Annotated in this window: 10 protein-coding genes and 1 tRNA gene; 9 read left to right on the top strand and 2 right to left on the bottom strand. The window is 61.3% G+C overall.

What is annotated here, in order from left to right; all coding sequences use genetic code 11:
* The first annotated feature begins 9 nt into the window (after positions 1–9).
* The 6 genes from FHW83_RS03265 to FHW83_RS03240 all read left to right on the top strand — a co-directional run bounded on the left by FHW83_RS03265 (position 10) and on the right by FHW83_RS03240 (position 8251).
* The gene (locus FHW83_RS03265; RefSeq protein ID WP_176644889.1) at positions 10–1368 is read left to right on the top strand and encodes a GH1 family beta-glucosidase; all 1359 of its coding nucleotides are present in this window, start codon (positions 10–12) and stop codon (positions 1366–1368) included.
* A gap of 5 nt (positions 1369–1373) precedes the next feature.
* The gene (locus FHW83_RS03260) at positions 1374–5156 is read left to right on the top strand and encodes a GH36-type glycosyl hydrolase domain-containing protein (RefSeq protein WP_176644888.1); all 3783 of its coding nucleotides are present in this window, start codon (positions 1374–1376) and stop codon (positions 5154–5156) included.
* Between the two features lie 10 nt (positions 5157–5166).
* A complete protein-coding gene (locus FHW83_RS03255; protein WP_176644887.1) occupies positions 5167–6249 on the top strand; it encodes an ABC transporter ATP-binding protein in 1083 nt (360 codons plus the stop codon).
* A 137-nt stretch (positions 6250–6386) separates the two neighbouring features.
* Entirely contained in the window at positions 6387–6674 is a 288-nt protein-coding gene (locus FHW83_RS03250) for an autorepressor SdpR family transcription factor (RefSeq protein WP_176644886.1), read from the top strand.
* Positions 6671–7306, top strand: a complete 636-nt coding sequence (locus FHW83_RS03245; protein WP_176644885.1) for an SdpI family protein — start codon at positions 6671–6673, stop codon at positions 7304–7306. The genes FHW83_RS03250 and FHW83_RS03245 overlap by 4 nt, the downstream gene beginning before the upstream one ends.
* Positions 7307–7318: 12 nt before the next feature.
* Positions 7319–8251, top strand: coding sequence for an alpha/beta hydrolase (locus FHW83_RS03240; protein ID WP_176644884.1), 933 nt, complete (start codon positions 7319–7321; stop codon positions 8249–8251).
* Between the two features lie 114 nt (positions 8252–8365).
* Here the strand turns inward: FHW83_RS03240 and uvrB are convergent, their stop codons facing one another.
* Complete coding sequence (gene uvrB / locus FHW83_RS03235) at positions 8366–10438, bottom strand: excinuclease ABC subunit UvrB (protein ID WP_229223994.1); 2073 nt, start codon at positions 10436–10438, stop codon at positions 8366–8368.
* A 114-nt stretch (positions 10439–10552) separates the two neighbouring features.
* Here uvrB and FHW83_RS03230 point away from each other — a divergent pair, with 114 nt between their 5' ends.
* Both FHW83_RS03230 and FHW83_RS03225 read left to right on the top strand, forming a co-directional pair.
* Positions 10553–11749, top strand: coding sequence for an amino acid aminotransferase (locus FHW83_RS03230; protein WP_176644883.1), 1197 nt, complete (start codon positions 10553–10555; stop codon positions 11747–11749).
* A 113-nt stretch (positions 11750–11862) separates the two neighbouring features.
* Positions 11863–11938: transfer RNA gene (locus FHW83_RS03225), tRNA-Asn, on the top strand.
* A gap of 141 nt (positions 11939–12079) precedes the next feature.
* Here the strand turns inward: FHW83_RS03225 and FHW83_RS03220 are convergent.
* Positions 12080–13576, bottom strand: coding sequence for a hypothetical protein (locus FHW83_RS03220; protein ID WP_176644882.1), 1497 nt, complete (start codon positions 13574–13576; stop codon positions 12080–12082).
* A gap of 367 nt (positions 13577–13943) precedes the next feature.
* On the opposite strand from FHW83_RS03220, the gene FHW83_RS03215 reads away from it, so the two are divergent.
* Positions 13944–14654 (top strand): glycoside hydrolase family 19 protein, encoded by a 711-nt coding sequence (locus FHW83_RS03215; protein ID WP_176644881.1) that lies wholly within the window; start codon positions 13944–13946, stop codon positions 14652–14654.
* The last annotated feature ends 53 nt before the right edge of the window (positions 14655–14707 follow it).

Here is a 14707-nt window from a genome sequence, read left to right as displayed (position 1 = left end):
TACCGACCAATGAGCCAAACCATCCACTTCCCACCCGGCTTCCTGTGGGGCAGCGCCACCTCCGCCTATCAGATCGAAGGATCGCCGCTGGCCGATGGCGCCGGCGCCAGCATCTGGCAGCGGTTCTGCGCGGTGCCGGGCAATGTGCGCGACGGCGACAGCGGCGACATCGCCTGCGACCATTACAACCGCTACAAGGAGGACGTGGCGCTGATGGCAAAGCTGGGACTCAAGGCCTACCGCTTCAGCATCTCCTGGAGCCGCATCCTGCCGCAGGGGCGGGGCGCCATCAACCAGGCCGGCCTGGATTTCTACAGCCGTCTGATCGACGAACTGCTGGCGAACGGCATCGAACCGCTGGTCACGCTGTACCACTGGGATCTGCCGGCGGCACTTGACGATCGCGGCGGCTGGCTGAACCCCGACATCGCCGATTGGTTCACCGATTACGCACGCATCCTGTTCAAGGCTTTCGATGGCCGTGTCAAATCCTGGGCCACACTGAATGAACCGTGGGTGGTGACGGACGGCGGCTACATGCACGGCACGCTGGCGCCGGGCCACCGCAGCCTGCACGAGGCGGCGCTGGCCAGCCACAACCTGATGCGCGCACACGGCAGCGCCGTCAAAGCTTACCGGGAAATTGGCCGGCACCAGATCGGCATCGTCGTCAACATCGAGCCGAAGTACCCGGCCAGCCAATCGCAGGAAGACCTGGACGCGACCCGGCGCGCCGACGCTTATATGAACCGCCAGTATCTCGATCCGATCTTCCTCGGCGCATACCCGCCGGAGCTCAAGCAGATGTTTGGCGACGCCTGGCCGGATTGGCCGGCCGAGGACTTCGCGCTGATCCGCCAGAAGCTGGACTTCGTCGGCATCAATTACTACACACGTGCCGTGGTACGCAACGAGCCGTCCAATTGGCCGCTGAAGGTGGCACCGGTGCGCCAGCCGCAGGCCACATACACCGAAACCGGCTGGGAAGTCTTCCCGCAAGGGCTTACCGACACGCTGCTGAACTTCAAACAGCGCTACGGCGACACGCCGCTCTACATCATGGAAAACGGCTCTGCCTTCTACGATCCGCCTGTCGCGGAGAGCGGCCGCGTGCACGACCCGTTGCGCGTCGATTGCCTGCGCAAGAACATGGGCGCTCTGAGCGCAGCGCTGGCGCAGGGTGTGGACATCCGGGGCTACATGGTGTGGTCGCTGCTCGACAACCTTGAATGGTCGCTGGGCTTCGCCAAGCGCTTCGGCATCATTCACGTCAACTTCGCCACCCAGCAGCGAACGCTGAAAGACAGCGCCTACCTGTATGCCGATATCGTCGCCAGCAATGGCGCCTGCCTGAACACAACCGTATAAAGATCATGACCCATCCACTGATGCGCCACGCACAACTGCTGTCGAACGGCAGCTTTACCACCTTGCTGACCGGCGCCGGCACAGGCTTCAGCCGCGTAGGCGACACCATGCTGTCGCGCTGGAGCGGCGACCGCGTTGAAGACGCGGAAGGCTATTTCTTCTATTTGCGTGACGCCGACAGCGGCCAGCAATGGTCGCTGGGCGCGCAACCTTGTGACGTTGACGGCGCCCGGCGTGATGCCGGCGGTGATGACGGCAGTTGCTGGATCAGCGTGGTCGCCAACGGCGTCGAGGCGAGACTGGAAGCGGCTGTCGATCCCGTGCGGGACGTGGAGGTGCGCAGCATCTTGTTGCGCAACCTGTCCGAGCGTCCGCGCCGGATCGATGTGACCAGCTATCTTGAGGTGGTGCTGAACCGTCAGTCTGACGAAGCCGCGCATCCGGCTTTCTCCAAGCTGTTTGTCCAGACCGAGCACGATGCGGCCAACGGTGTACTGCTTGCGCGCCGCCGTCCACGCGGCGAGGGCGAGGCCGGACTGTGGATGATGCACGCGGCGGCTGGCGGCGACGCGGCCGGTTTTGAGACCGACCGCACCCGTTTCGTTGGCCGTGGCCGCGACCTGCGCGCACCGGCCGGCATGGACGGCGCGCTGTCGGGCACCGCCGGCAATGTACTTGATCCGGCATTCAGTCTGCGTCGCAGCGTGACGCTGACGCCGGGAGGAGTGGCGCGCGTGCTGTTCGTGCTTGGCGCGGCGGCCAACCGCGAACAGGCGCTGACGCTGGCCGATGCGCTACGCGACGATGGTCTGCCACTGATGGATGCGGCGCGCGCCGCTGGCAAGGCCCTGCGCGAGCGGATCGGCTTGAGCGCTACGCAGGCGGAATACTGCCAGCGCCTCGCCGGTGCGATCCTGTACGGCCAGTCCGGCCTGCGCGCCCCCCCGGCCGCATTGGCCGCCGCCAGCGCCGTGGTCAGGGCCACCAGCGCCAGCGCGGCCGCAGGGCTGCCGACGGTCCATGTGCTTCTGCACGCGGCACGCCCCGGTGATGCAGACATCGAACTCCTGCTGGGTGCGCGCCGCTACTGGTCTGCGCTCGGTCTGCGCCTGAATGTGCTGCTGCTTGGCGCGCCGGACGCATGGCCTGCCGAGGAAGGCCTCTACGTGCGTGACCCCTCCAGCCTGCCGTCCGCGGAGCTGGCTCGCATCGAACTCAATGCGCTGCTGGTGGTGCGTGAAGCATTACCATCGCTGGACCACCCGGACGGCGCCGCGCCAGCCGCCCAGATGATCGGCGCTGGCGCCGCACAGCCGGAGGGCCCGGCTTCGCTGGATGACGGCACCGCGCTGCGCTTCTTCAATGGCAACGGCGGCTTTAACGACGCCGGCGATGAATACGTGATCCGTATGGACTGGGATGCACGGCGCGGGCTGCACCGGCCGCCGCTGGCCTGGACCAACGCCGTCTCCAATGAACATTTCGGCTTCCTGGTCAGCGACAGCGGGGCCGGCTACACGTGGAGCCGCAATAGCCGCGTGCACCGCCTCACGCCGTGGTACAACGATCCGATCCGCGATCCGCATGGCGAGGCGCTGTACATCCGCGATGAGGACAGTGGCCAATTCTGGTCGCCGGTGCCAGGTCCGACGCCGACGGCGGCCGGCTACGAGGCCGCGCATGGTTTCGGCTACACGCGCTTCCGCCATGTCAGCCATGGACTGGAGCAGGAAACCACCATGTTCGTGCCGCGCCACGACCCGGTCAAGCTGGTGCGCGTCCGCGTGACCAACCTTGGCGCGGCGGCGCGGCGGCTATCGCTGTTCTCCTACCAGCGTCTGGTACTGGGCGGCACGCCCGCCGACAGCAGCCGCTTTGTCGTCACCGAGCATGATCCGTCGGGCGTGCTGCTGGCGCATAACCCGATGGCCGGGGTGTTTGCCGATGGCGTGACGTTTGCCGCATTCCTGGCTCATGGCGCTGAAGTACATCACAGCGCGGACCGTGCCTCGTTCATCGGCCTGCATGGCAGCCCAGCGCGTCCTGCGGCCTTGGCGGCGCCGCGCCTGGATGGCGTCAGCGGCGCCGGTCTCGATCCCTGCGCCGCGCTGCAGGCCACGCACGAACTGGCGCCGGGCGCCACGCTGGAATGCGTGTTCCTGCTGGGCGAAACGGTGGAGCGCCAAGCGGCGCTGGAGCTGGTGCGACGTTACGCGGCGCCGGGCGCGGTGCAGAACGCGTATGACGAGATCACCGCGTTCTGGAGCCGCACCGTCGGCGCGGTACAGGTGCGGACCCCGACGCCGGCGGTGGATCTGATGCTGAACGGCTGGCTGGCCTATCAGAACCTGAGCTGTCGCATCTGGGGCCGCTCGGCCTTCTACCAGTCCGGCGGCGCGCTGGGCTACCGGGACCAGTTGCAGGATTCCAGTGCCATGGTGTACGCGCGCCCGGACCTGACACGCCAGCAGATCCGCATTCACGCGGCCCACCAGTTCGTGGAAGGCGATGTACTGCACTGGTGGCACACGGCGCCGATGGAGCAAGGTTTGCGCACGCGCTTTTCGGACGACCTGCTTTGGCTGCCGTACATCACCGCCTTCTACATCAATACCACCGGCGACCGCGGCGTACTGGATGAAGTCGAGCCTTTCCTGAAAGCCCGGCTGCTGGAAGAGGGCGAGGATGAGGTGTACCTGAAACCGGAGCTGTCCGGCGACAGCGCCGACATCTACGAGCATTGCTGCCGCGCGCTGGACCGCTCCCTGACCCAGGGCGCGCACGGTCTGCCGCTGATGGGCACCGGCGACTGGAACGACGGCATGAACCGCGTTGGCCGCGAAGGGCGTGGCGAGAGCGTGTGGATGGGCTTTTTCCTGTCTCGCATCATCAAGGATTTCCTGCCTATCTGCGAGCAGCGCGGCGATCACGCGCGGGTGCTCATCTACCGTGCTTATCACGATCACCTGGACTACGCGCTGAACGCCGATGGCTGGGATGGCGGCTGGTACCGGCGTGCCTTCTACGACAACGGCGCCGTCATCGGCTCCAAGGAAAGCGACGAATGCCAGATCGACGCGCTGGCCCAGGCGTGGGCGGTGATTTCCGGCGCCGCGCCGCAGGAACGCGCCAATCAGGCGCTGGACGCGATGGAGCAGCGGCTGGTGTCGGAACAGGATGGCCTGATTCGTCTGCTGACGCCAGCCTTTGTCAACACGCCCAATGATCCGGGCTACATCAAAGGCTACGTGGCCGGTGTGCGTGAGAACGGCGGCCAGTACACGCACGCCGCCTGCTGGGCGGTGCGGGCGATGGCTGAAGCGGGACGGCGTGACCGTGCCGCGCGGCTGCTGGAGATGCTGAGTCCTGTCAGCCATGCGCTCGATGCGGCGGCGGTGGCGGTGTATCAGGTGGAGCCGTATGTGATCGCGGCCGACGTCTATGGCGAAGCGCCGCATGTGGGACGCGGCGGCTGGACCTGGTACACCGGCTCGTCCGGCTGGATGTTCCGCGTGGGGCTGGAATCGGTGCTGGGCTTCCGCATCGAAGACGGCAATCATATCGTGCTGGCGCCGCGCGTGCCGGATGACTGGCCGGAGTTCAGCATCCGCTATGCCGCGCCGGACGGCGGGCAGTATCACATCGTGGCCAGGAATCCTCAGGGCAGCGCGCAGCGCGTGGTGGGCGTGACGGTCGACGGTCAGCCATTGGCGCCGCAAGATGGCGTGGCGCGCATTCCGTTGCGCGGCGGTGGCGGAACGCATCATATCGAAGTACTGCTGGGCTAAGGGGACGCGCATGGCGGGATTGGAAATACAAGGCATCCGTAAAGGCTTCGGCCAGCAGCAGATATTGCGCGGTATCGATTTGAGCATCGCGGATGGTGAGTTTGTGGTGTTCGTCGGACCATCCGGTTGCGGCAAGTCGACGCTGTTGCGCACCATCTGCGGGCTCGAAAGCCCGGACCAGGGTGTGGTCGTCATCGGCGGGAAGGACATGACGCATGTGCCGCCGGCCCAGCGGGGCATCGCCATGGTGTTTCAGAGCTACGCGCTCTATCCGCATATGACGGTGTACGACAACATGGGCTTCGCGCTCAAACTGGCCGGGTTGCCGCCCGCCGCCATCCGCGACAAGGTAATGCAGGCGGCGGCCGTGCTGCGGATCGAAGCGCTGTTGGAGCGCAAGCCGAAAGAGCTGTCCGGCGGCCAGCGGCAGCGCGTGGCGATAGGCCGCGCCATTGTGCGTCAGCCCGAGGTGTTCCTGTTTGATGAACCGCTGTCCAATCTGGATGCGGCCTTGCGTGTGCAGATGCGCATCGAACTGAAAAACCTGCATCGCACACTGCGCAGCACCATGATCTACGTGACCCATGACCAGGTGGAGGCGATGACGCTGGCGGACCGCATCGTGGTGCTGCGCGGCGGCGTGGTGGAGCAGGTTGGTGCGCCGCTGGAGCTGTATCAGAAGCCGGCCAATTTGTTTGTGGCCGGTTTCCTCGGTTCGCCGGCGATGAATCTGATCGCCGGCAAGGTGGAGGCGATCGATGCGCAGTTGATGACTGTACGTGTGGCTGGCGGTGCGTTGGCGCCAGTGTCGGCGCGTGCTGGCGTGGTGGTGGGGGGCAGCGTCACGCTGGGCGTGCGGGCGGAGCATATGGCGCTGGCGCCCGGCGGTGGCAGCGGCATCGAGGTGATGGTGCAGGCGGCTGAATTGCTGGGCGATGCCAGCTACGTCTATCTGACGCCGGACGGCGGGGGCACGCAGCTTATCGCCCGGGTGGACGCCGAGGCGGTTTGGCGAAACGGCCAGATGGCGAGGGTGCAGGTGGCGCCGGAGCGCTGGCATGTGTTCGACCATGAGGGCATGGCCGTCGCCTGACGACGTTGGCTGGGACTTGATCCTGATGCCGCAAAGTTAAGCCTTTTTCGATGGCTCTTAACTTAGCGGCATTGGGACTTGACCCGGCTTTTAAATCCGCCTATATTTAGATAACTGTCTAATTAGATGTTTGCCTAATGAACGCATCCAACAGCGCCTTTAAAGCCATCGCCGATCCCGCCCGGCGCGAGATCCTGCGTCTGCTGCGGAGTGGCGAAATGACGGCCGGCGACCTGGCGCAGCACTTCGACATGAGTAAGCCGACCATGTCGCACCACTTCGCGGTGCTGGCCGAGGCCGACCTGATCACGCGCCGGCGCGAAGGCCAGACCATCTGGTATGGCCTCAACACCACCGTGCTGCAAGACGTGCTGGCCTGGATGATGGACCTGGCCGGCGACCAACCTCAAGGGAGAAAGAAATGAAGCCTCGCGCCTTATTGCTGTGCATCCTGATGATCGCCGCCATGACGGCCGTTACCGCCTACTTTTACCCGTCGCTGCCGGCCTCGATGCCGATCCACTGGAACGTGGCCGGGCAGGTGGATGGCTACGGGCCGCGCTGGCATCTGTGGCTGCTGGGACCTGGCTGCATGAGCGGCTTCCTGCTGCTGGGCGTCGCGCTGCCATGGCTGTCGCCCAAGCAGTTCGAGGTGCAGGCTTCGGGCGATACGTACGGCTATCTGATGGCCATTCCGGTCGCGCTGATGGCCGGCGTCGAGATCCTGGTGCTGTGCGCCGCGCTGGGCGTGCAGGTGCGGGTCGAGCGCGTGGTGCCGGTGCTGGTGTTCATCGTCCTTATCCTGGTCGGCAACCCGATGGGCAAGGTTCGGCGCAACTTTTTCCTCGGCATCCGCACGCCATGGACGCTGGCGAACGAGCGCGTATGGAACGCCACGCACCGGCTGGCCGGCAAGCTGATGGTCGGCAGTGGTGTGCTTGGGCTGATCGCCGTCTGGCTGGGGGCGCCGTACTGGCTGCTGCTGGCGGTGATGATGGTGTGGGCGCCGGTGGCCACCGGCTATTCGCTGGTGCTGTACAAACGTCTTCCTCAATAAATGGAGAAAAGTATGAAGCTGTTGCTGTCCTTGATGCTGTTGTCGTCGTCCGTGTTTGCCGCCTCGCGGCCGGTATCGCTGGAGGTGGGCGGCGGCACGGTGTATGGCACTGAACTGACGCCTGATGGCGTGACTGGTAAAGTGCCGGTGGTGCTGCTGCATTCCGGCTCCGGCCCCACCGACCGCGATGGCAACAGCACGCTGCTGCCTGGTCCTAACGATTCGCTGAAAATGGTGGCGGAAGGCCTGGCGCGCCAGGGTATTGCATCGGTGCGCTACGACAAGCGCGGAATCGGCTCCAGCGCGCTGCCGGTGTGGAAGGAAGAGAATCTGCGCCTCGATGATTACATTGGCGATGCCGCCGCATGGCTGCGCAAACTGCACAGCGATCCGCGCTTCTCGCGCGTGGTGATGGCCGGTCATAGCGAAGGCGCGCAGATCGCCGCGGAAGCCTGTGCGCAGGGTGGGGCGGATGCCTGCGTGCTGATCGCGGGCGCCGGCCACTCGCTGGACGAGATCCTGCGCGAGCAGCTGAAGGACAAACTGCCGCCGCCGTTGATGGCCGAGAGCGACGGCATCCTGGCCTCGCTCAAGGAGGGCAAGACGGTGGACAAGGTGTCGCCGTCGCTGATGGCGCTGTATCGGCCGGAGGTTCAGCCCTATTTGATCTCCGCTTTGCAGCATGATCCGCGCAAGGCTGTTGCCGCGCTGAAGATGCCGGTGCTGATTTTGCAGGGGACGTCCGATATTCAGGTGCCGCAGGAGGAGGCGAAGTTGCTGTCCGCCGCTGCGCCGAAGGCGAAGGTGGTGATTGTGGAGGGTATGAACCATCTGCTGAAAATCGTCGGTGACGATCAGGCGTTGCAGCAGAAATCCTACGCGAGCCCGGACCTGCCGGTGGCGCCGCAGTTGCTTGAAGCGCTTACCACCTTCATCGCCAACTAAACCGCACCGTCGTCCCGGCGAAGGCCGGGATCCATGGAACGCTGGCGCTGTGATCCCTCATGCGTTCTATGGATTCCGGCCTTCGCCGGAATGACGGGGGGGCGGGGTGGTGGTTCAGGCGATGTTGTCGGCGCCCGGCGCGCCGAATAACTGCTGCTTGAGATGATGCAGCTGGTCGCGCACCTGCGCGGCCTTTTCGAACTCCAGATTCTTGGCGTGATCGAGCATGGCTTTTTCCAGGCGCTTGATCTCCTTGCTGATCTGCTTCTCGCTCATGGATTCGTACTTGGCCGTCTCCTGCGCTACCTCCAGCTCTTCCTTCGCGCCCTTCTCGCTGTAGACGCCGTCGATCATGTCCTTGATGATCTTCTTCACGCCGCGTGGCACGATGCCGTTGGCTTCATTGAAGGCGATCTGCTTGGCGCGCCGACGCTCGGTCTCTCCAATCGCACGCTCCATCGAATCGGTCATGCGGTCGGCGTACAGCAGCGCCACACCGTTCAGGTTACGCGCGGCGCGGCCGATGGTCTGGATCAGCGAACGCTCGGAACGCAGGAAGCCTTCCTTGTCAGCGTCCAGAATCGCCACCAGCGACACCTCCGGCAAGTCCAGGCCTTCGCGCAGCAGATTGATCCCGACCAGCACATCAAAGGTGCCAATGCGTAGATCGCGCAGCAGCTCCACGCGCTCCACCGTTTCGATATCGCTGTGCAGATAACGCACCTTCACACCATGATCGCTCAGGTACTCGGTCAACTGCTCCGACATGCGCTTGGTCAGCGTGGTGACCAGCACGCGCTCGTTCTTGGCCACGCGGTCGGTGATCTCGGACATCAGGTCGTCGACCTGCGATAGGGCAGGGCGCACGATCACCTGCGGGTCCACCAGGCCGGTCGGACGCACCACCTGTTCCACCACCTGATCGGCATGCGACTTCTCGTATTCGGCCGGCGTGGCGGAGACGAAGATCGTCTGCCGCATCTTCTGCTCGAATTCCTCGAATTTCAACGGCCGGTTATCCAGCGCGGACGGCAGGCGGAAGCCGTAGTCCACCAGATTGGTCTTGCGTGAACGGTCGCCGTTGTACATGGCGCTCAACTGGCCAATCAGCACGTGCGACTCGTCGAGGAACATCAGCGCATCTTTCGGCAGGTAGTCCACCAGCGTTGGCGGTGGCTCGCCCGCCTTGGCGCCGCTGAGGTGGCGCGAGTAGTTCTCGATGCCCTTGGTGAAGCCGATTTCGGCCAGCATCTCCAGGTCGAAGCGGGTGCGCTGTTCAAGACGCTGTTCCTCAACCAGCTTGCCCTCCTTGCGGAAGAACTCAAGGCGCTCGCGCAGCTCTTCCTTGATGCTTTCGATCGCGTTCAGCACTGTGGAGCGCGGTGTTACGTAGTGCGAGCCTGGATACACGGTGAAGCGCGGGATCTTCTGCTTGACGCGGCCCGTCAGCGGATCGAACAGCTGGATCGATTCCAGCTCGTCGTCCCACAGCTCCAGGCGCACCGCCAGGTCCGCATTCTCGGCCGGGAAAATATCGAGCGTATCGCCGCGCACGCGGAAGGTGCCGCGGCCGAAGTCCACTTCGTTGCGCGTGTACTGCATCTGGATCAGGCGCGCGATGATGTCGCGCTGCGCCACGCGATCCTTCTGGCGCAGGGTCAGGATCATCTGGTGGTACTCGTTCGGATTACCGATACCGTAGATGGCCGACACGGTCGCCACGATCACCACGTCGCGCCGCTCCATCAGCGACTTGGTGCACGACAGGCGCATCTGCTCGATGTGCTCATTGATCGACGAATCCTTTTCAATGAACAGGTCGCGCTGCGGCACATAGGCTTCCGGCTGGTAGTAATCGTAGTAGGACACGAAGTACTCGACCGCGTTCTCCGGGAAGAATTCGCGGAACTCCGAGTACAGCTGCGCGGCCAGCGTTTTGTTCGGCGCGAACACGATGGCGGGACGTCCCTTGCGGGCGATGACGTTGGCCATGGTGTAGGTTTTGCCGGAGCCGGTCACGCCGAGCAGCGTCTGGAAAAACAGGCCGTCGTCGATGCCCTCGCACAGTTGGTCGATCGCCGTCGGCTGATCGCCGGCGGGCGGGAAGGGCTGGTGCAATTTGAACGGCGAATCCGGGAACGTCACCACGGTCGCCTTGGGGGTATCTGCTACAGGTAATTCAGCCATCTTGCTCAGACCTTTGTTAGAATAATGGCCTGCCAGCGGCCTGAAGTCGTTATTTTAAGGGCGCTGTCTATACATCTCTGCTGCGAACCGCTTCCAATTGAATCCAATCTTATCATGACGAATCCTAGCTTGTTCAGCGCCATCGACATGGCACCACGCGACCCTATCCTGGGTATTACCGAAGCCTTTAACGCCGACCAAAACCCTCAGAAAATCAATCTGGGCGTCGGCGTCTATTATGACGACAACGGTAAAGTGCCGCTGCTATCGTGCGTGCAAAAAGCGGAGGAAATCCTGATCGCGGCGCCAGCACCGCGCACCTATCTGCCGATCGAAGGCCTGGCTGCCTACGACAAGGCGGTGCAAGAACTGGTATTTGGCGCCGACAGCGCTGTTTTGCAAGAGAAGCGTGCGGTCACCGTGCAAGCCATCGGCGGCACCGGCGCACTGAAAATCGGCGCCGACTTCCTGAAGCGCTTCGCCCCGAATGCAGAAGTCTACATCAGCGACCCAAGCTGGGAAAACCACCGCGCGTTGTTCGAAAGCGCCGGCTTCAAAGTCAACAATTACGCGTACTTCGACGCCGCCACCCACGGCGTGAACTTCGCCGGCATGATCGCCGACATCAAGGCCATGCCAGCCGGCTCCATCGTGCTGCTGCACGCCTGCTGCCACAACCCGACCGGCGCCGACCTGACTTCTGACCAGTGGACCGAAGTCATCGCCGCCATCACCGCCGGCGGCCTGGTGCCGTTCCTGGACATGGCTTACCAGGGCTTTGGCGCGGGCATCGCGGAAGACGGCGCCGTGGTGCGCCGCTTTGCGGAAGCCGGCGGTCCGCTGCTGGTATCGAACTCGTTCTCCAAATCGTTCTCGCTGTACGGCGAGCGCGTAGGCGCGCTGAGCGTGGTGGCCGCCACCGCGGAAGAGGCGGCCCGCCTGATGTCGCAACTGAAGCGTGTGGTGCGCACCAACTACTCCAACCCACCGGTACACGGCGGCAAGGTGGTGGCGACCGTACTGACCACCCCAGAACTGCGTCAGAAGTGGGAAGATGAACTGGCCGCGATGCGCGTGCGCATCAAGGAAATGCGCGAAGCGTTTGTTGTCAAGCTGCAAGCCAAAGGCCACGACTTCGCCTTCGTGCGCGACCAGGTGGGCATGTTCTCGTACTCCGGCCTGACCAAGGCGCAAGTCGAGCAATTGCGCGCGAAATCGATCTACGCTGTCGACACCGGCCGCATCTGCGTAGCCGCGTTGAATTCGCGCAATATCGATATCGTTATTGACGCCATCGCGGAAGTGCTCTAAACTCTTGTTTCTTCGCGTTGAGCTGTAAAGCTTGATACGAAAGGCAGCAGGAAATACCGCAGTAAATTGCACCTTGCCGGTGTGAAAGAAACAGTATAAAATGTTGCCTCTAATCCCTGATAGCTCAGTCGGTAGAGCGACGGACTGTTAATCCGCAGGTCCCTGGTTCGAGTCCAGGTCGGGGAGCCAGAATTCAGTAGTATGCCAAGAACCCAGCCCTAACCCGGTTGGGTTTTTGCTTTTTAGGACCTGTTTAGCCTTGCATATTGGGCTGGGCCTCCTCCGGTTCAAGCTTACGGGGTGCCGACGGGGGAGCCTACCTCCGCGTCCCTATTTTGCGCTCCAGCCAGTCAGGGCTGAAAATGCTTGGGCCAATTTACTCTTTGCAGCTTCCAAGTCATTGGTCGTGGAATCAAGGGTGAGCGCGTCAACAGCCCCCAATGCTGCGTTCAGCTGAACGATGTCGTTTGCTGCTAATTGGGTTTTTGTCCTTGCGACGAGATCAAGCACATTTCTCACTTTTGCCGTGAGCATCTTGAGGTCCTTGACGTTGAAAGTGTCTTTGTCGGCTGCGGCCTCAGAGAGGACAGCGGTTTTGAAAGTGCCCAATGACGTTGCGATCTCAGTTCTTTGAACGGCAATCTGCTGTATGACGGTTGCGCGATTTTGCATGGCAGCCGTAACGCTGGACAAGTTGGCCTTCAGGAATTGCTCAATTGCCGTGGCTTTTGCCTGCTGCGCAGCGATTTGAGCAAGTACTTTGTCTCGCTGGGCATCGTCTTGTGTTTTGCTGAATTGTGCGACCAACTCAGTCCACTCGGCATCAGTCGGATTGACTGCCCCGGACTTACAATACTCATCTTTGCCAGTCAGTGTCTGCCACTTGTTGTCGAGGTCCGCGTACTCAGTCAGTTTGATGTCTATCCCTTGAGTTTTCTTGAAGATTTCATAGTCATCGGTCAGTCCAGAGCAGACTTTGCTAATGAATACTTGGTTCGTGCCATACAAGCTGTATTTCTTTCTCCCTACCTGAATCTGTGCGGTCTGTCCGAGATCTTCAAGCGTCTGATTGAGTGCCTTCAAGCCAATGCTGGACTGAGCAACAGAGGCAGACGCCTCTTGTAAACCAGCAAGGAGCGAGCATCGCGAATGGTACTCTTCCGCGTCCGCAATTGCTCTCTCCAAGTTGTAGTTCCCGATTTCCTTGCGCTGGTTCACGTCAATATCCTTCAGGACATCGGCCCTGCCTTTGTCAATCGCTTTTGTGACGATCTCAATGGCGAGCATGGAATACATCGATTGATTCATTTCCGCTCTCACACCAGTGGTGATTGATGCCGCCCCCGCGAACAGCCGAGCTGGATTCACTGCCGTGGTAACAGCCCCGATGCCGCCAAATAACGTGGCAAGGCCGCCGTAGGCGAAGTTTGTCTCCGCGTGAGCTCGCTTCAAGGTGTTCTTGTACTCTCTGCATATGGCGTTCGAAGATGCGATAAGCCGATCTTGGGCGCTATTCCGGACCATACGGCATTGCTCGTTGACCGAAACATTGCACGCGATTCCAAACAGTCGGAGCGCCTCGTCCAGATCCGATGCGTTGCTATTAATTAACTTGGCGAAGTTCGCAGGATCCACCGGCCCGATAACTGATTTTGACGTTGACGCCCCTTTCTTACTTTCTGGATTTGACTTGTTAGCGTCGCTAACAGTAACAACATCTTTTGGGCTAAAGAGTTGAATTGCTCCTTCTTGGTCGCGAACCATGCTGACACAACCAGCCAAGCTGTTGATCAATACCAACGCGACAATGAGCTTTAAGGTGGACATCGCTTTCCCCTTCTGTTTTATTTTTGATGAGCTTGCACATATGTGTTCGGATCTGACGCCACAGGGATAGGCTTCTTTTCGAGTTTTGTAAGTGGAATTCCGAACCGCCTCTTCGGGAAAATCCTATTTTGTAAGATTATTCCTACAAGAATTAATTTTCTACTATTTAACTGACGACATTCTCTCGAAAAGTAACGAATGTCATAAATGCAACAGTTGGGCGTGACGCGCGGCGTAGCTGAGTAATAGCCGGATAGGGAGGTTGCAATTTTTGGTGGGTGACAATCCGAGAGTTTTGTTACTGGACAAGCTGCTATTCTTGCAAGTGAAGTTGCGATGCGCCTTGTACTTGATCCATAGGAAAATCATGAGAAATCTAAAAGCGCTTTTGGCCCTGCTTCCGCTCTTTTCTATAAACGTCGAGGCTCAAGAAGTCGGGCATAAGATAAATCGCGATGCATTTTATGCCGAGTGCTCAACGTCCTTTCCCAAATACCTGTTCAAAGGCGAGCCGCAGAAGACGTTCGACGGTATCTTTGATTACTGGGAATCTACGCGCTACGAAGACAAGCGCTGGCTCGCTTATATTCTGGCAACTGCATATAGGGAAACTGCCGGAAAGATGTTGCCTGTACGGGAAGGTCTCTGCTCAACCGATCAATGTTCAATTGATGCGGTAACCGCATTGTTCAAGAAATCCAACCGGCCCGCGTCTGACAACTATGCGATCCCTGTCAATGGAAAATCCTACTACGGTCGTGGTTTCGTGCAACTCACTCACAAGATTAATTATGGGCGCGTCGGTCATGCACTTGGCTGGGGTAACGAACTAGTGGAAAACCCAGACCTCGCACTTGACAATAAAAAAGCCATTCCCATTCTCGTAGAGGGGGCTGTCCAAGGTCTGTTTTCCAGAGATAGGCGCACAGGGAACAGGCGCAAGCTGTCGACTTATCTTAATGAACGAGATTCCGACTGGGTGGGGGCTCGCGGTATTATCAACCCAGGCTCGAGGCGGGCACACATACCTGCTAAGTACGCCGAGCAGTTTTACGGATGCCTCTCGAAGCAGCCTTGATTCAGGGACTTACTCAGCGCCCCCGCTCACTTATGCCGCTAGTGCAACGCATC

It is taken from the genome of Duganella sp. SG902, assembly GCF_013376005.1.
GTDB lineage: Bacteria > Pseudomonadota > Gammaproteobacteria > Burkholderiales > Burkholderiaceae_D > Rugamonas.
Note: the sequence above shows the minus strand (reverse complement) of the source record. Positions and strands in the feature narration are given on the sequence as shown.